This window comes from Mesorhizobium vachelliae, from assembly GCF_033977325.1.
Taxonomy (GTDB): Bacteria; Pseudomonadota; Alphaproteobacteria; order Rhizobiales; family Rhizobiaceae; genus Mesorhizobium; species Mesorhizobium vachelliae.
The window spans coordinates 68,313-84,359 of the sequence record NZ_JAVIIR010000007.1; the positions used below are offsets into that span (position 1 = coordinate 68,313).

At 65.6% G+C, this 16,047-nt stretch carries 15 protein-coding genes; 7 read left to right on the forward strand and 8 right to left on the reverse strand.

What is annotated here, in order from left to right; translation table 11 throughout:
• The first annotated feature begins 135 nt into the window (after window positions 1-135).
• Window positions 136-597 carry an iron-responsive transcriptional regulator RirA gene (gene rirA / locus RFM41_RS16215; RefSeq protein ID WP_320248473.1) on the forward strand — a complete coding sequence of 154 codons (462 nt, stop codon included), beginning with the start codon at window positions 136-138 and terminating at the stop codon, window positions 595-597.
• Here rirA and RFM41_RS16220 read toward each other — a convergent pair.
• Genes RFM41_RS16220 through hemP form a run of 5 tightly spaced genes read right to left on the reverse strand, consistent with a single transcriptional unit; the run spans window position 594 to window position 4,719 of the window.
• Window positions 594-1,382 carry a heme ABC transporter ATP-binding protein gene (locus RFM41_RS16220; RefSeq protein ID WP_320248472.1) on the reverse strand — a complete coding sequence of 263 codons (789 nt, stop codon included), beginning with the start codon at window positions 1,380-1,382 and terminating at the stop codon, window positions 594-596. The genes rirA and RFM41_RS16220 overlap by 4 nt on opposite strands.
• Before the next feature lie 7 nt (window positions 1,383-1,389).
• Entirely contained in the window at window positions 1,390-2,490 is a 1,101-nt protein-coding gene (locus RFM41_RS16225; RefSeq protein WP_320248470.1) for a FecCD family ABC transporter permease, read from the reverse strand.
• Window positions 2,491-2,496: 6 nt separating this feature from the next.
• The gene (locus tag RFM41_RS16230; RefSeq protein ID WP_320248468.1) at window positions 2,497-3,390 is read right to left on the reverse strand and encodes a heme/hemin ABC transporter substrate-binding protein; all 894 of its coding nucleotides are present in this window, start codon (window positions 3,388-3,390) and stop codon (window positions 2,497-2,499) included.
• 11 nt (window positions 3,391-3,401) lie between these two features.
• The gene (locus RFM41_RS16235; protein WP_320248467.1) at window positions 3,402-4,463 is read right to left on the reverse strand and encodes a hemin-degrading factor; all 1,062 of its coding nucleotides are present in this window, start codon (window positions 4,461-4,463) and stop codon (window positions 3,402-3,404) included.
• A gap of 49 nt (window positions 4,464-4,512) precedes the next feature.
• Window positions 4,513-4,719 (reverse strand): hemin uptake protein HemP, encoded by a 207-nt coding sequence (gene hemP / locus RFM41_RS16240; RefSeq protein WP_040981784.1) that lies wholly within the window; start codon window positions 4,717-4,719, stop codon window positions 4,513-4,515.
• A 201-nt stretch (window positions 4,720-4,920) separates the two neighbouring features.
• Between hemP and RFM41_RS16245 the strand changes: the two genes are divergently transcribed.
• Genes RFM41_RS16245 through hmuQ form a run of 4 tightly spaced genes read left to right on the forward strand, consistent with a single transcriptional unit; the run spans window position 4,921 to window position 9,040 of the window.
• Entirely contained in the window at window positions 4,921-7,140 is a 2,220-nt protein-coding gene (locus RFM41_RS16245; protein ID WP_320248464.1) for a TonB-dependent hemoglobin/transferrin/lactoferrin family receptor, read from the forward strand.
• A gap of 7 nt (window positions 7,141-7,147) precedes the next feature.
• Window positions 7,148-7,588, forward strand: a complete 441-nt coding sequence (locus tag RFM41_RS16250; protein ID WP_430691526.1) for a hypothetical protein — start codon at window positions 7,148-7,150, stop codon at window positions 7,586-7,588.
• A 2-nt stretch (window positions 7,589-7,590) separates the two neighbouring features.
• Window positions 7,591-8,679, forward strand: coding sequence for an energy transducer TonB family protein (locus RFM41_RS16255; RefSeq protein ID WP_320248783.1), 1,089 nt, complete (start codon window positions 7,591-7,593; stop codon window positions 8,677-8,679).
• 46 nt (window positions 8,680-8,725) lie between these two features.
• Window positions 8,726-9,040, forward strand: coding sequence for a heme-degrading protein HmuQ (gene hmuQ / locus RFM41_RS16260; protein ID WP_320248461.1), 315 nt, complete (start codon window positions 8,726-8,728; stop codon window positions 9,038-9,040).
• Window positions 9,041-9,058: 18 nt separating this feature from the next.
• Here the strand turns inward: hmuQ and putA are convergent, their stop codons facing one another.
• Entirely contained in the window at window positions 9,059-12,667 is a 3,609-nt protein-coding gene (putA, locus tag RFM41_RS16265) for a bifunctional proline dehydrogenase/L-glutamate gamma-semialdehyde dehydrogenase PutA (RefSeq protein WP_320248459.1), read from the reverse strand.
• A gap of 164 nt (window positions 12,668-12,831) precedes the next feature.
• On the opposite strand from putA, the gene RFM41_RS16270 reads away from it, so the two are divergent.
• Entirely contained in the window at window positions 12,832-13,284 is a 453-nt protein-coding gene (locus tag RFM41_RS16270) for an Lrp/AsnC family transcriptional regulator (protein ID WP_112099113.1), read from the forward strand.
• Here RFM41_RS16270 and RFM41_RS16275 read toward each other — a convergent pair.
• On the reverse strand, window positions 13,281-14,489 hold the full coding sequence (locus RFM41_RS16275) for a cytochrome-c peroxidase (RefSeq protein ID WP_320248457.1): 1,209 nt from the start codon (window positions 14,487-14,489) through the stop codon (window positions 13,281-13,283). The genes RFM41_RS16270 and RFM41_RS16275 overlap by 4 nt on opposite strands.
• A gap of 7 nt (window positions 14,490-14,496) precedes the next feature.
• Window positions 14,497-14,940, reverse strand: a complete 444-nt coding sequence (locus RFM41_RS16280; protein ID WP_320248455.1) for a FixH family protein — start codon at window positions 14,938-14,940, stop codon at window positions 14,497-14,499.
• Between the two features lie 156 nt (window positions 14,941-15,096).
• Between RFM41_RS16280 and RFM41_RS16285 the strand changes: the two genes are divergently transcribed.
• Window positions 15,097-16,014 (forward strand): sugar kinase, encoded by a 918-nt coding sequence (locus tag RFM41_RS16285; protein ID WP_320248454.1) that lies wholly within the window; start codon window positions 15,097-15,099, stop codon window positions 16,012-16,014.
• Window positions 16,015-16,047 lie beyond the last annotated feature (33 nt).

The following is a 16,047-nucleotide window of genomic DNA, read 5'->3' on the forward strand; positions in this document are numbered from 1 at the left end:
AGCCATATCGGGCCGCTATCCGCGCCGGCATGCACAAAAAGCTGACACGATTATTCAGCTATGTACCGGTCCAGTCTGGAATTGTTCCAAACTATGGGCCATATTCGGCCCAAGCTAATATTTCGCGAGGATACCATGCGGCTCACGCGCCAGACCAACTATGCGATGCGCATCCTGATGTATTGCGCCGCAAATACCGACAGGCTGAGTCGCATCCCCGAGATCGCCGCCGCCTATTCGGTGTCGGAGCTGTTCCTGTTCAAGATCCTGCAGCCGCTGGTCGAGGCCGGTCTGGTCGAAACCGTGCGCGGCCGCAATGGCGGCGTGCGTCTCGGCCGTCCGGCCGAGCAGATCAATCTGTTCGATGTTGTGCGCGTCACCGAAGAGAGCTTCGCCATGGCCGAGTGCTTCGAGAACGACGCCGCGGAATGCCCGCTGGTCGACAGCTGCGCCCTGAATTCGGCGCTGCGCGAGGCGCTCAACGCGTTCTTCGCCGTGCTTTCCCGCTATACGATCGCCGATCTGATCGCGGCGCGCCCGAATGTGCGAAGCCTGCTCGGCATCGACCTTCTGGAGCAGCGCGCGCCGGCGGCCTAGGCGGCAGACTGCGGCAACACGAACGGCACGCTACCCGTTGGCAGGACCCCGACCCTCAGCCGACAGTCGAACACCTTCTCGATCAGCTCATCCTTCAGCACATCCGTTGGCGCCCCGGCGGCGGCCAATTGGCCGCGAGAGAGCACAAAAATCCGGTCGGCATACATGGCCGTCAGATTGAGGTCGTGCAGGATCGCCACCACACCGCCGCCACGCCGGGCGAAATCGCGCGCGATGTTCATGATGATGAGCTGGTGCTTGACGTCGAGGCTGGAGACAGGTTCGTCGAGGAACAGGTAGCGCGGCCGTCCTTCGAGCACCGGCGCCCACACCTGGCAAAGCACGCGGGCAAGCTGCACGCGCTGTTGCTCGCCGCCGGAAAGCTCCTGGTAGAATCGCCCCGCGAAGCCATCGAGATCGACGCGCGCCAGCGCCCGTTCGGGCAAACGCGCATCCTCGCCGGACAGCGCGCCGGAGCGCCCGCCGACCAGGCCGAGGCGCACGATCTCGCGCACGGTGAACGGGAAGGACAGCGCCGTCGATTGCGGCAGCACCGCGCGCAGCGTGGCCGCCTCCACCGGCTTCATCGCCGACAGGTCGCGGCCATTGAGCGTGACAGTGCCGGTATAGGAAAGCTCGCCCGTCAATGCCTTGAGCAAAGTCGTCTTGCCGGATCCGTTCGGTCCGACGATGGTCGAGACCTCGCCCGGCCGGGCCGTGAAGTCGACATGCGAGACGATGCGCTTGCCGCCGATCGCCACCGAAATGTCGCGCGCTTCGATCATGGCGAACTCACAGATCAACGACGCCGCGCTTGCGCAGCAGGATCCACAGGAAGAACGGCGCGCCGGCGACCGCGGTGACGATGCCGATCGGCAGTTCGGCCGGCGCGACGATGGTGCGGGTGACCGCGTCGGCGATGAGAAGCAGCGAGGCGCCGAGCAGGGCCGAGGCCGGCAGCAGATAGCGGTTGTCCGGGCCGATCGCCAGCCGCAGCACATGCGGTACCACGACGCCGATGAAGCCGATGCCGCCGCTGACCGCGACCGAAGCGCCGACCGCCGCCGACACGCCGACGATGGCCGTGTATTTCAGCCGCTGCACCGGAATGCCGAGATGGCCTGCGGTCGCCTCGCCCAGCGCCAGCGCGTTGAGGCCGCGCGACAGGAACGGCATCGCCGTCAGCGCCAGCACGATCACCGGCCCCACGGTGCCGATCTTCGGCCATGTCGCGCCGGCAAGCGAGCCGAGCTGCCAGAAAGTCAGGTCGCGCAGCTGCCGGTCGTCGGCCATGAAGATGAGGACGCCCGTGAGCGCCATGGCCAGCGCGCTGATGGCGATGCCGGCAAGCAGCATCGTGGCGACCGACGTCCGCCCTTGGCGCGTGGCGATGGCATAAAGCAGCAACGTCACCGCGAGCCCGCCGAGGAATGCCGCGAGCGGCAAGGCGAGCGTACCGAGCGCAAGCGTGACGGGCGCCAGCCATGTGGTGCCGAGCACGATGATCGCCACCGCGCCGAGGCTCGAGCCGGCGGAAACGCCGATCAGGCCGGGATCGGCAAGCGGATTGCGGAACAGCCCCTGCATCACCGCGCCGCAGACGGCGAGCGCGGCGCCGATCAGCACGCCGAGCAGCACGCGCGGCATGCGGATGTCATAGACGATCAGCTGGTCGCGCGCCGCGAGCGCGCCATCGGCCGGCACGGCGCCGGTGAACCAGTCACGGATGACGCGGACGGCCGATGCGTCGGAAGCGCCGGCCGTCAGCGACAGGAATATGGAAAGGGCCAGCGCCAGGCACAAAAGCGCGATGACGAACCTTGCGCGCGCCGAGCGGTCGCCATCGGCAGCCATCGCCCGGCCCGGCGCGCCTGCTATAGACTGTTCGGCCATCGCCACTCAGTCCGCGACCTGGTTGCCATAGAGCTCGACCGCAAGATCATGGATGGCCTCGGCGGTGCGCGGCCCGAAGCCGAGCAGATAGCCGCCCCACATGCTGATCATCTTGCGGTTCTTGCCCGCCGGGGTCGAAGCGACGGCCGGGTTGGCAAACAACTCCTCTTCCGAGATCGGCGGTCCGCCGCCCTTCATCGTCAGGATCACATCCGGCTTGGCGCTGACGATCGCCTCGTCGGTCATCCTTTTGTAGCCGGAAAAACCCTCGACCGCGTTGACCGCGCCCGCAAGCTTGATGATGCCGTCGGCGGCGGTGTCGCTGCCCGCGGCAAGGATCTTGCCGCCCTGCGTCGACAGCACGAACAGCACGCGCTTGCGCTGCTTGATCGACGCCGTCTGCCTCTCGGCCGCCGTCAGCTTCGCGTCCGTCTCCACGGCGAGCTTCTCGGCCTTGGCCTCGACCCCCAGCGCCTTGCCGACGATGCGGATCTTCTCGAGGATGCCCTGATGATTGTAGCGGTCCGGCACCTCGATGAAAGACACGCTCGACTTCTTCAGCACGTCGACCGCTTCTTTCGGACCGCTGCCCTGCAGCGCCAAGATCCCGGTCGGATTGACCGACAGGACGCCTTCGGGCGAGAGCGCGCGCATGTAGCCGACATCCGGCAGCTTCGCCGCCGCCTCGGGATAGTTGCTGGTCGAGTCGCGGGCCACGAGACGGCCTTCCTCGCCGAGCGCATAGACGATCTCGGTGATCGAGCCGCCTATGGAGGCGATCCGCGAGGTATCGGCAAAGACAGACTTGCCTTCTTCCGCTTTGGCTGGCTGCATGGCGACGGCAAGCAGGACGCCGAGCATCGGCGCAAGCGCCGCGCGGAAACTCAGAACAAAGCGCATTGGGTGCTACCTCATGCAGCGGTCGGATTGGCAATGCGCGGCAGGTTCTCGGCAAGAAAACGCCAGTCTTCCCGCTCGCCTTCGCCTTCATGGCGCTTGCCGAAGAACTGGATGATCATGTCGCCATTGGCGTCATAGGCCTCCAGCGAGGTGACATGACCGTCCTTGGTGGGCTTCCGCACCGCCCAGACCTCGTGGATGTGGTCGGTCCTCAGATGCAGGTGGAAGGTCTCGTCGAGCACGTTGATCCACGGCCCCATCGGCTTGACCGACTTGATCGGGCCGGAATGGATCTGGATGCAGCCGCGGTTGCCCACGAAGCACATGATGGGCATCTCGCCTGCCGCCGCGTGGTGGAACATGGCGCTCACCGCATCATTGTCGAGCAGCCAGGCATAGTCCTGGCCGACCATGCGCGTCGCCTCGCGACGGCTGAGCTTCAGCGTCTTCAGCATGCCGAAGAACTGGTGCACGTCGGTGAGCCTGCTCCAGCGGTCGCGCAGATCGTCGATCGACGCGACCGAGCCCTGCCCATCACCCTCTCCTTCCGCGGCGCTTGGGAGGATCGCGACGGTCGGTTCCTGGTTCGACGATTCGAGGCTCGCCACCAGTTTCTGGTAGGCATAGAGGTTGGAAGCCGGCTTCAGATGCACCTTGTGCACCGCCTCGCCCGCTGCGTCGAAGAACTGCAGGCTGCGGCGGATTTCGCCGCCGTCGCGCTTCTTGACCGCGAAGCCATGCGCCCAGACTTTCGGAAAGATGCGCAGGTCGATGTTCTCGCCAAGCACCATCGCGTTGTGGTTGCCGGTCACGACCTTGTCGTAGACGCCGATCTTCTCGTGCACGGCGCTTTCGTTGCGCGTCAGCGCCATCACCTCGCCGACCGCCTCGAGGCCGGTCAGCACATCGTTGACGCGCGGCTCGACGCGGACGGTGTCGAAACCGCAATGCGCCGCGACCAGTTCCGCTTCCGAAATGCCCAGTTGCGCCGAGAGTTCGCGCTCCCGCAGTTTCGGATTGTCCTGCCTTGCCCGCCGGATTTCCTCCGGCGACGGCTTAACGCGCTGATCCATATCGTTCACCTGTATTGCCCGATGTTCGTCTATCGCCCGCCGATTGCGGTCACTTGTTGAGGATCAGCTTGCCCTGGCGGGTGATCTTCAGGCGGTAGAGCGCGCCGTGATGCTCGATGCCGATCTCGTGCTCACCCTGGAAGAGTGTGTTGCTGGAGAGCGTCCTCACCGCCAACGGCACCCGTTCGTAACGCATCTGCGTGTCCTCCGGACGGCGAACGCGATAGCGGAAATCGTTGGGATTGTGCGTGTTCATCGGGTCGGTCCCTTTCCTCTGACGGCTACCTTGGCCGCAGCCTCATAAAATGCCGATTCAATTCTTGACTAGAATAATCATGTTTACTAGTCAGTGCATTACCGGACTAAATGAGTCAACATTTAAGACGCCGGACGTGATCAAAAATGCGAGCGAGCCACTGGCCAGCCAGCTACGAGCCTGAAAATTTGGAGTTGGGGCATGGGGTTGGTGACTTGGGGACGAACGGGCCTGGCTGTCGATAGCGCGGGACCGGGCTTCCGATCGATTACAAAGGCAATCGCCGCATTGATGGCCGGAGCGGCGGCGATCGCGCTCGGCGCGCCCGCCGCGCAAGCGCAGCAAGCCGCGCAGCAGGCGGCCAACCAGCAGCAGGCCGATCAGAAAAAGAAGGCTGACGAGAAGGCCACCGCTGAAGGAACCCTGCTCGACAAGATCCTCGTCATCAGCCGCACCGGTGAAACCGCGATCCAGTCGCTGGCCTCGGCCAGCCATGTCGACCAGGAGCAGCTCGACCGCCGCATGGCGACGACGCCGAACGAGATGCTGCTCGGCGTGCCCGGCGTCACCGTGCAAGCCGACGCACGCCGCGTCTCTTCGAGCATCAACATCCGCGGCCTGCAGGATTTTGGCCGCGTGGCGGTGATCATCGACGGCGCAAGGCAGGATTTCCAGCGTTCGGACCACGGCACGCAGTCGACCTTCTATGTCGATCCCGAGCTCATCAAATCCGTCGACGTCATCCGCGGCCCGACCGCCAACACCTATGGCTCCGGCGCCATCGGCGGCGTCGTCTTCTTCGACACCAAGGACGCAGCCGATTTCCTCAAGCCGGAGGAGACATGGGCCGGCTCGCTGACCGGACGCTATGAGAGCAACGGCAAGGGTTGGACCACCAGCGCCACCGGCGCCTACAAGATCAACGACAACTGGGATGTTCTCGGCAACATCGTCTACCGCGACTACGGTGACTACAAGAACGGCGGCGGCGACACCGTTGCCGGCACCGGTTTCGACGTGCTGAGCGGCCTGCTCAAGACCACGATCCGCCCGACCGAGAACAGCGAATTGAAGCTCGGCTGGGTCGGCTCGAAGGACGGCTGGACCGAGACCAGCGGCAGCGTGCCGGCCAACGACGTCGATCTCAAGTCGAACACTTTCACAGCCCGCTACGACATCACCGACGATGCCAGAAGCTGGCTCGACCTCCACATCAACGCCTCCTACAACAAGACCCTTCTCGACCTGACCACGCTCACCGCGCAGAACCGCTTCGATCCGACCACCGGCCTGCCCGTGCTGCTGCCGGCCGGCTCGCTGTCCACCTTCGATGTCGGTACGACCGGCATCGACATCTGGAACACGTCGCGCTTCGAGACGGCAAGCGTCGCCCACGAACTGACCTATGGCGGCGACTGGGTCGGCGATAATGTCGATACCGGCGGCAGCGCCGGCGGCGACAGCTTCTATACGCCCGGCGGCAAGCGCAACGTCTCCGGCGCCTACATCCAGGACAAGCTGACCTGGGAGTGGCTCGAGGTCATTGGCGGCCTGCGCTACGACAATTACAGCCTGAAGGACGACGCGAATGGGACCTCAGGCGACCGCGTGTCGCCGCGCATCACCGTCGGTATTTCGCCTTTCGAAAGCGCCGGCCTGGCCGGCCTGCAATTCTACGGCACCTACGCGGAAGGCTACCGCTCGCCCTCGCTGACCGAGACGCTGATCAGCGGCAATCATCCGGCCGGCGTCAGTTTCCCGTTCCTGCCCAACCCGAACCTGAAGCCCGAAACCGGCAAGACCGTCGAGTTCGGCGTCAACTACAAGCAGAACGACATCATCGAGGGCGGCGACGCGCTACGGCTCAAGGCTGCCTACTTCAACAACAATGTCGACGACTACATCGACGGCGTGACGCTTTCGCCCTTCGACCCGACCAGCGGCTGCCCGTTCGGCCCGGGCATTCCGATCTGCTTCCAGTACCAGAACTTCGCCAAGGCCAAGATCAACGGCTTCGAGCTGGAAAGCGTCTACGACGCCGGCTGGGGCTATGCCGGGCTGTCGGCCTCGATCGTCAACGGTCACACCATCTCGTATGAGGGCGAGCGCGCGGACCTCGCCACCGTCCCCTCCTCGCAGGTGACGGCCCAGCTCGGCCTGCGCTTCTTCGAGGACAAGCTGACCGTCGGCGGCGAGGTGCAGTACAACGGCAAGCCGAAGGGCAACCCGGTGGCCAAGGACTTCACGCTGGTCAACGCCTTCGCCAGCTACCAGGCGACGGACAATCTCAAGCTCGACTTCCGCGCCGACAATCTGTTCGACGTCAAATACACCAACCCGCTCAACGGAAGCACGACCGCCGTCCTCTACGAACCCGGCGTGACGCTGAAGCTCGCGGCAACCATGCGCTTCGGAGGCTGAAATAGACATGAAACGCTTGATGACATCTCTTCGTCCGCTGACCTCGACGTTTGCGATGTCGCTTGCGATGGTGCCGGCGTGGGCCCAGTCCGCGCCGGCTCCGGCCCTCAGTCTCGAGCTCAACGCGGCGCAACCCTCCGACAGGGGCTGCCGGCTGACCTTCGTCGTCAACAACGCGCTCGGCGCCGATTTGTCGAAGGCGGCTTTCGAGATCGCGCTGTTCAACGAGGCAGGCGTCGTCGACCGCCTCACCGTGCTCGATTTCAAGGACCTGCCGGCCGGCAAGACCAAGGTCACGCGCTTCGACCTTGCCGGCGCCGACTGCGGCAAGCTCAGCCGCGTGCTGATCAACAGCGCGACCGAATGCGCCGGCACCGGCGTCGAGCCGGCGGCCTGCATGCGCGGGTTGAAGATCTCGACCAAGACCGCCATCGCTTTCGGGGTCTAGAGGTGGGATTGCATCCAGCCTTCCCGCGAGACGCCATGGCGTGGCCTGCCCCCGGCCCGCCGCCATGGCCGGCAACCGATCTTGATTTGACAAATCCCCACCGCGCGCGGCAGGTCTCGCCGCCAGATATGCAAGACATCAATCACCCCTTCGACGCGGTCACGGAACCGTCGATCACGCCGGCCGAGCCGCTCATGCAGCCGCGGCAGCCGGCAGAAGGCCGCCGATGGCCGGTGGCGATCATCGCGTCCGGCCTGCTCCATGGCGCCGCGGCCGCGGCGTTTCTGATCTCACCCGCAGGGACATTCGACTCCTTGGACGCGATACGGGCCGAGGGCGCCGACCAGTCCGGCGCCAACGTCATCGGCAGCGCCCTGGACGACCAGTCGTCCGGCGCGGTGGAGGTCACCCTGGTGCCTGATCCGCAGCCGGTGAGACGCCAGGCCGCGCAACCGGCTCCGCCAGTCGAGGCGCGGCAACCGGCAAGCGAGCCACCGACGCCTCAGCCTCCGCCGCAAGTCATCAAGGAAGCCGCTGCCGCGCCGGATATCCTGGCGGCCGCCAGCCCGCGCCAGGATGACCAGAGTGTCCCGGCCGAAAGCAAACCTGTGCCCGCGATCGAACCGCAAAGTGCCCAAGCGCCGCCTGCCGAGCCTGAACGGCCACCAGTCCCCAGTGCGACATCGAGCGCCCCCGCCGCATCGGCAGGGCCAAGCCAAGCCATTGAAACCGGCGGCACGGCGGATGGCGATACGCGCGACGCGCCTGCCGTCGCCAGCAAGGGCAAGAAACAGGCCGCAGGCAATGCGCTGGAATCCCGCTACAGCGGTGAAATCCAGAAGAAGCTTGCGCGCGCCAATCGTCGCGTTTCGAAATCGGTCCAGGCCAAGGCCCGCAACAATGCCAGGGTGGTTTTCGTCGTCGCGGCCGACGGCAGCATCAGCGACCTGCAGCTCGCCGAAAGTTCTGGGTCCGCCGAGCTCGATCAATTCGCTTTGACGCTGGTGCGCAAGCAGGCGCCGTTCCCGCCCATTCCACCCGAGACCGGACGGTCAAGTTGGGTGTTCAAAGCGCGAATCGGCCCGTTTTGAACCTCAGCTATGAATCCCGGAATTCGTTCATTTCGAAAGGAAACCAATGTACATCGCCATGAACCGCTTCAAGGTCCAGAACGGCTCCGAGGAAGCCTTCGAAAATGTCTGGAAGAACCGCGATTCCAGCCTCTCCGAAATGCAGGGTTTCAAGGACTTCCACCTGTTGCGCGGCTCGGTCAATGAGACCGAGGGCTATACTCTGTTTGCCTCACACACCGTCTGGGCAAGCCAGCAGGATTTCGTCGCCTGGACGAAATCGGAAAACTTCCGCGCCGCCCATCGCAATGCCGGCGGGTCGAAAGTGCACTATCTCGGCCACCCGCAGTTCGAGGGCTTTTCGGTCGTCGAAGGCGCCTGAAACGCGCCTCCGCCAAGCTTATGCCGCAGCGAGCAGGCTGGCGTTCCCGCCCGCCGCCGTCGTGTCGACGCAGACCGCGCGCTCATGCGCGTAAGCCACAGGGTTCAGCACTTCGCTGACCAGCGGCACGATCGGCCCTGTGCGCTCGGCAATCACCTTGCGCACGATGCGCGCCGCCTCCGGCGTGCCGGAGAAGGCGACCACGTCGACGCGCAGCGACCGCGCCTCGACCGGGTCGGGCCGGCCATCGATGGCTGCCAGCGGCAGACCCTTGCCGGTCAGCGCCGAAAGCGCGGCCGGCGCGCCCGGCGCCACCGCCAGCACGGCGTTGCCGGCCGCGAGCGCCTGGATCGTCTGGGCAAGCAGCGTCTCGGCATCGGGGCCGAGGCACAGCACCCGGCCGCGCGGCGACAGCGACAGCGTGTTGGCCTCGCCGGTCGGTCCTGGAAGGTCGACCTGGCCGAAATCGAGGCTTGCCGCAGCGGCGATCGCCACCGCGCCCTTGCCGCGCAGATGCTTGCGCAGAATTGCGACGCGGTCCGGCCGCGTCGACCAGCCGCCGAGTGTCGGATCCGGCAGATTGTCGGCAAGCTCGGTCGCCGTCACCTTGTGGCCTTCGCCTACTTCGGTGCCCGCCTCCGGCCCCTTGCGGAACCGGCGCAGATAATGCGGTCCGCCGGCCTTCGGCCCGGTGCCCGACAGCCCCTCGCCACCAAAGGGCTGCGAGCCGACAACGGCGCCGATCTGGTTGCGGTTGACATAGATGTTGCCGGCATGGATGCCGTCGACGAAGTGCTGCACGCGGCCTTCGATGCGGGTGTGCAGGCCGAAGGTCAGGCCGTAGCCCTTGCGGTTGATGGCGGCGATCACGGCGTCGATCTCATCGGCATCGAAGGTCGCGACATGCAGCACCGGGCCAAACACCTCGCGCTCCATCTCCTCGATGCCCTTGACGCGGAAGACATGCGGCGCGACGAAACGCCCGGTGGCCGGCGCCTCCAATTTCGCGATCAGCCGTCCTTCCAGCCCCTTCTTCTTGCAGTATTCGCTGATCGAAGCCTGCGCCTCGTCGTCGATGACCGGACCGACATCGGTCGAGATCGCCCAGGGATTGCCGACTTTGAGCGCTTCCATCGCGCCCTTCAGCATCTCCAGCATCTTCTTCTCGACGTCCTTCTGGACATAGAGCACGCGCAGGGCCGAGCAGCGCTGGCCGGCGCTCTGGAAGGCGGAAGCGAGGATATCGCGCACCGCCTGTTCCGGCAGCGCGGTGGAATCGACGATCATCGCGTTCAAGCCGCCGGTCTCGGCGATCAGCATCGCATCGGGCGCTGCCGTCTCGGCCAGTTGCTTCTCGATCAGCTTAGCGACCTCGGTCGAGCCGGTGAAGCAGACACCGGCAATGCGCGGGTCGGCGGTGAGCGGCGCGCCGACCGACGGCCCATCGCCCGGCAAAAGCTGGATGACATCTTCCGGCACACCGGCCTCGCGCAGCATCTCGACGGCGCGGAAGGCGATCAGCGGCGTCTGCTCCGCCGGCTTGGCGATGACCGAATTGCCGGTGACCAAAGCCGCGGCGATCTGGCCGGTGAAGATGGCCAGCGGGAAATTCCACGGCGAGATGCAGACGATCGCGCCGCGCGCCTCGGTGCCGGCCTCGGCATTGGCCGCCTCAGCCGCGTAGTAACGCAGGAAGTCGACCGCTTCGCGCACCTCGGCCACTCCGTCGGCCAGCGACTTGCCGGCCTCGCGGGTGGCGAGAGCGAAGAACTCAGCGGCATTGGCCTCGTAGAGATCGGCGGCGCGGTTGAGGATCGCAGCACGCTCGGCCACGGGGCGCTTCGCCCAGGCGGGTTGCGCGTCGACGGCGATGCGCACGGCGGTCGCCACCTGCTTGGCCGCGGCCTCATGCAGGGTGCCGACGATCTCGTCGGGCTTGGCCGGATTGACGATCTGGCGCTGCTTGCCGTAGCCGGCGGCGCGCGTGACCGGCTTGGCATGCCAGCGGTCCGCTCCGACGAATTCCGCCCTCGCCTTGTCGATTGCCGCGAGCGTCACGGTGTCGGTGATGTCGAAGCCTCTGGAATTGCGGCGTCCGGCGCCGAAGATCGCGGCGGGGCGCGCGATCGCCGGATTGGCGGCGGGACCCTGCATCTCAACGGCCGTGAGCGGATCGCGGGCGATCTCCTCCGGCTCGACCTCCTCGTCGGTCAACTGGTGGACGAAGGAGGAGTTGGCGCCGTTCTCCAGGAGACGCCGCACCAGATAGGCGAGCAGGTCGGAATGCGCGCCGACCGGCGCATAGATGCGGCAGCGCGTGCCTTCCGACTTACGCACCGTCTCGTGCAGGGATTCGCCCATGCCGTGCAGGCGCTGGAACTCGAAGGAATCGCGATCCTTCGCCATCGACAAAATCGCCGCCACGGTGTGCGCGTTATGCGTGGCGAACTGCGGATAGATGCGGTCGGTCATCGACAAAAGCTTCTTCGCGCAGGCCAGATAAGAAACGTCGGTGTTGGCCTTGCGGGTGAAGACCGGATAGCCGGACAGGCCAAGTGTCTGCGCCCGCTTGATCTCGGTGTCCCAATAGGCGCCCTTCACCAGCCGCACCATGATCCGGCGATCGTATTTCTTCGCCAGCGCATAGAGCCAGTCGATGGCGAAGGCCGCGCGCGGGCCGTAAGCCTGGACGACGACGCCGAAACCGTCCCAGCCGGCGAGCTCCGGCTCGGCCAGCACGCGCTCGATGACGTCGAGCGACAGGTCGAGGCGATCGGCCTCCTCGGCGTCGATGTTGAGGCCCATGCGCGAATGCCGGGCGGCAAGCGCCAACGACAGGAGCCGTTCGGCCATCACCGGCAGCATGGTCTCGCGCTGCGCCACCTCGTAGCGCGGATGCAACGCGGAAAGCTTGACCGAAATGCCGTGGTTGTAGCGGATATCGGGGCCGTTCGCCCCGGAATCGAGCGATGAGATCGCATCCGCATAGGCACGGTGGTAGCGCAGCGCGTCGGCTTCGGTGCGGGCCGCCTCGCCCAACATGTCGAAGGAATAGAGATAGCCCTTCTGCGTCATCGGTCTGCCGCGCTTGACGGCCTCGGCAATGGTGCGTCCGAGCACGAACTGCTCGCCCATCTCGCGCATCGCCGCAGCCACCGCCTTGCGGATCACCGGCTCGCCCAGCCTTCGCACCATGGCGCGCAGCGTGCCTTCGATGCCGCCCTCGCCTTCATCAAGCACGCGGCCGGTGAGCATCAGCGCCCAGGTCGAGGCGTTGACGAAAATGGAGCTGGAACCACCCGAATGCGCCGACCAGTCATGCGGCGCGATCTTGTCGGCGATCAAATCGTCCATCGTCTCGGTGTCGGGCACGCGCAGCAGCGCTTCGGTCAGGCACATCAGCGCCACGCCTTCCTTGGTCGACAGGCCGTAGGCCGAGAGAAAGACCTCCATCAGCCTGGGGTCGGTCGAGCCGCGCACAGCCCGCACCAGCTCGGCGGCGCGGGCCGAGATCGCCTTGCGCTCCTCCGACGAAAGTCCCGCCGCCGCCGACAGGCGCTTCACCGCCTCGTCTTCGTCGGGCAAATAATTGGCGCGGATCTGCTGGCGGATGGCGTCGAGCGGCATGGCGGGTCCATGAAAGCGAGCGTGAGCGAACGGTCCGGCGGTCGCCGGACCGAATGGCGCAAGCTAGCACAGGTGCGAACTTCGATCGGTCCGAAGAAATCGACAGAACAGTCCATTTGAACTATCATATAGTTAGGATTTCCATCATTTTGACCATCAGAGCGATGACCGAAGATCAATTGGACCGCATAGACCGCAACATCCTGTCCGCGCTCGGCCGCGACGGCAGGCTTTCGATGTCTGAGCTCGCAAGCAAGGTCGGCCTGTCGAAGACGCCGGTGCAGGCGCGGGTGAAGCGGCTGGAGAAGGATGGCTACATCAGAGGCTACCGCGCCGTGATCGACCGCGAACGCATGGGCGAAGGCCATGTCGCCTTCGTCCAGGTGAAGCTGTCGGACACGCGCTCGGCAGCGCTCGACGCCTTCAACCGCGCCGTTCAGGGCGTGCCGGAAATCGAGCAATGCCACATGATGGCGTCAAGCTTCGATTATCTGTTGAAGGTCCGCACCACCGACATCGCCGCCTATCGCCGGGTGCTTGGCGAGCGCATCTCAGCGCTCCCTCACGTCGCGCAGACGTCGACCTTCGTGGCGATGGAGACGGTGAAGGACCGCTAGTCCGACAGCGTCTTCAGGAAAGCCACCAGCGCCGCGCGCTCACGCTCGGACAGATCGAGCGGATGCACTTCGGAAACGCCTTCGACGGCGAGCGGTGCCTTCGAATAATGCGCCACCACCTCGTCGAGCGTCGAGAACTGCCCGGCATGCATGTAGGGCGGCCGATCCGCCGCGCCCCTGAGCGACGGCGTCTTGTAGGCGCGCATGATTTGCGGACCGTCCTTGACCATGAAGCGCAGCTCGCGGCAGGCGCTTTCGTCGCCGTCGCGGAATTTGCCGGGGCAGTTGAAAGGATCGGCCTCAACTTGAGCCACCGCATCGACACGCCCACGGTCCGGCGGCAACCCTTGGACCGGCGGCACGCCGGTGTTGTGGAAGGAGTTGTCGGTGAAACGCGGGCCATTGTGGCAGGTCACGCAATTGGCCTTGCCGATGAACAGCTTCAGCCCAAGGATCTCTTCCGGCAAGAACGCCGCATCCCCTTCCGGCTTGGCACCGGTTGCCAGATCGATAGCGAAGCGGTCGAAACGCGTCTGCTCAGGCTCGATCGAGCGCTCGAAGGCGGCAATCGCCTTGCCGATATTGGCATAGACGCGGTTGACGTCGTCTTGCTGGCTGGCAGGCATGGCGTTCCAGGCCGCCTTCTCGGCATCCGTGCCGAGCGGGCTGGCATTGGCCGGCACGGTGGAGAGGTCTGGCAGCGGTCCGAAGATGCGCTCATAGCGCTCGCCGAACCGCCTCTTGATGTAATGCGCGAACGCGGCCCGGTTGCCGGCCTGCTCCAGCGGATTTTCAAGCGGCGTCAGGGCCTGCGCCCACAGGCTGTCGCGCCTGCCGTCCCAGAAGAACCACGGATTGCGCGCCACACCGGCCAACGGCATGGTGCGGCGATTGGTATGGCTGACGCCGACTGCCTGCGGCAGGTCGTCCTGGAACTGGCGGTCGATCTTGTGGCAGGTCGAGCAGGACACCGTGCCGTCGCGGCTCATGCCGGTATCGAAGAACAGCGTCGAGCCAAGCGCGGCGGCCGCCGGCACATCCGCATACTGGTTCGTGGTATCGGGCTTCAATGACGGCAGCGTGTTCAAAGCCAGCGACGCCACGGTCTTCTTCTCGGCGTCGCTGAACTGCGGCTCGCCGCAGCCGCCCAGCAGGGCGAGAGCGGCCAAAACCGAAAGGCTTGCGACGCTGGCCAGACGCCTCATCGCCCGCTCACAACACGACATTGAAGACGACGGAATCGGATCCGGCCGCCGCCGAAATACCGAAGTGCAGCTGCCACCAGCCGCTCATCGTGAATTTCACGCCATCGATGCGGTAGCGGCCATCGCCCAGATAATCGGTCGCCTGCGGGCTGGTCGGCAGGCCGTGATCGTGCTGCGGCATCCCGCCGGAGACGGTGATGGCCGCCCCCTCCACCGGCGCGCCGGCGGCTGTCTTCAGCGTCAGCAGCCAGGATTGCAGCTCGCCCTGCCGCACCACGCCGCGCTCCGGCTCGAAGCTCGCGACGAACAGGCCGTTCGCCGTCTTCTTGGAACGCGACAGGTCCGGGCCGGGCGCCGATTGCGGCAGCGTCAGATAGACCGCGGCCACGATGCCGACCAGCAGAGCGGCAAGGCCGAGAGCCGCAAGGATGTAACGCCATATCGATGCCAAACCCGTTCCTCTTCGGCTGCTAACGTCGCGGGTCGCTTGTCGCGTCCCGCCCTGCCTGTGGGAAATCGCTTCTGGCGCAAAATTCGCCGGTCGCCAAGCATGGCGCTGCCGGCCGCAAAAAGCTACAGCAACAACATCTTAGGAAGGGATGTGCGCATGGCCAAGGGTATCGCGTCGATCGGCGAATGCATGCTGGAACTGTCGGGCCGGAGCGGTTCGGACTGGCGCATGGGCTTTGCCGGCGATACCTTCAACACGCTCTGGGCATTGCACGCCTTGAGCCCGGATCGGCCCGCGACCTATGTGACGGCCTTCGGCGACGACCCCTTCTCGCGCGATCAGATCGCCTTCTTTGCCGCGAACGGCATCGGCGTGGGCAACAGTCCGGTCATTCCCGGCGCACGCCCGGGCCTTTACGCCATAACGCTCACCGGAGCCGAACGCGCCTTTACATACTGGCGGAGCGACGCGGCAGCGCGCCAGCTCGCCTCGGACCCGGCTGCGCTGGCAAAAAGCCTTGAAAACCAGGCGCTTGTCTATTTTTCCGGAATCACCCTGGCAATTCTGGACGAGGCCGCGCGGAAAACCTTGCTGACGGCTATAGTTGCGGCCCGCAAGGCCGGCTCGCTCGTCGCCTTCGACCCGAATTACCGCCCGCGCCTGTGGCCGGGCCACGAGACGGCACAGGCCGCGATCATTGAGGCGCTTGCGGTCTGCGACATCGCGCTGCCGACTTTTCCGGACGAGCAGATGCTGTTCGGGGATCCGACGCCGCAGGCGACGGCGGAGCGCCTTGGCAAGCTGACCGGCGAGGTCGTGGTCAAGAATGGCGAGCAGCCGGCGCTGATTGCGCTGAACGGCGCTTCGCAAATCGTTGACGCGGTTCATGTGGCCGCCCCCGTCGACACCACGGGCGCCGGCGATTCCTTCAACGGCGGCTATCTCGCAGCGCGGCTTGCCGGCCATGCCCCGGCCGACGCGACGCGCCGCGCGCACAAAGTCGCCGCCGCGGTCGTGCAGGTACGCGGCGCGCTGGCGCCATTCGACACACTGAGGGCAGCTTTCGACAGCTAGGCCTGTTTAGATTTAGGCGCGGAGCGTACTGCA

What these genes read in the sequence shown, in the direction of transcription:
- RFM41_RS16220 (WP_320248472.1), bottom strand. Translation starts at nt 1,382, where the DNA reads ATGATCGAAGCGCGCGACATTTCGGTGGCGATCGGCGGCAAGCGCATC.
- RFM41_RS16235 (WP_320248467.1), bottom strand. Translation starts at nt 4,463, where the DNA reads ATGGATCAGCGCGTTAAGCCGTCGCCGGAGGAAATCCGGCGGGCAAGG.
- putA (WP_320248459.1), bottom strand. Translation starts at nt 12,667, where the DNA reads ATGCCGCTCGACGCCATCCGCCAGCAGATCCGCGCCAATTATTTGCCC.
- hmuQ (WP_320248461.1), top strand. Translation starts at nt 8,726, where the DNA reads ATGTACATCGCCATGAACCGCTTCAAGGTCCAGAACGGCTCCGAGGAA.
- RFM41_RS16245 (WP_320248464.1), top strand. Translation starts at nt 4,921, where the DNA reads ATGGGGTTGGTGACTTGGGGACGAACGGGCCTGGCTGTCGATAGCGCG.
- RFM41_RS16250 (WP_430691526.1), top strand. Translation starts at nt 7,148, where the DNA reads ATGAAACGCTTGATGACATCTCTTCGTCCGCTGACCTCGACGTTTGCG.
- RFM41_RS16285 (WP_320248454.1), top strand. Translation starts at nt 15,097, where the DNA reads ATGGCCAAGGGTATCGCGTCGATCGGCGAATGCATGCTGGAACTGTCG.
- RFM41_RS16225 (WP_320248470.1), bottom strand. Translation starts at nt 2,490, where the DNA reads ATGGCCGAACAGTCTATAGCAGGCGCGCCGGGCCGGGCGATGGCTGCC.
- rirA (WP_320248473.1), top strand. Translation starts at nt 136, where the DNA reads ATGCGGCTCACGCGCCAGACCAACTATGCGATGCGCATCCTGATGTAT.
- hemP (WP_040981784.1), bottom strand. Translation starts at nt 4,719, where the DNA reads ATGAACACGCACAATCCCAACGATTTCCGCTATCGCGTTCGCCGTCCG.
- RFM41_RS16275 (WP_320248457.1), bottom strand. Translation starts at nt 14,489, where the DNA reads ATGAGGCGTCTGGCCAGCGTCGCAAGCCTTTCGGTTTTGGCCGCTCTC.
- RFM41_RS16230 (WP_320248468.1), bottom strand. Translation starts at nt 3,390, where the DNA reads ATGCGCTTTGTTCTGAGTTTCCGCGCGGCGCTTGCGCCGATGCTCGGC.
- RFM41_RS16270 (WP_112099113.1), top strand. Translation starts at nt 12,832, where the DNA reads ATGACCGAAGATCAATTGGACCGCATAGACCGCAACATCCTGTCCGCG.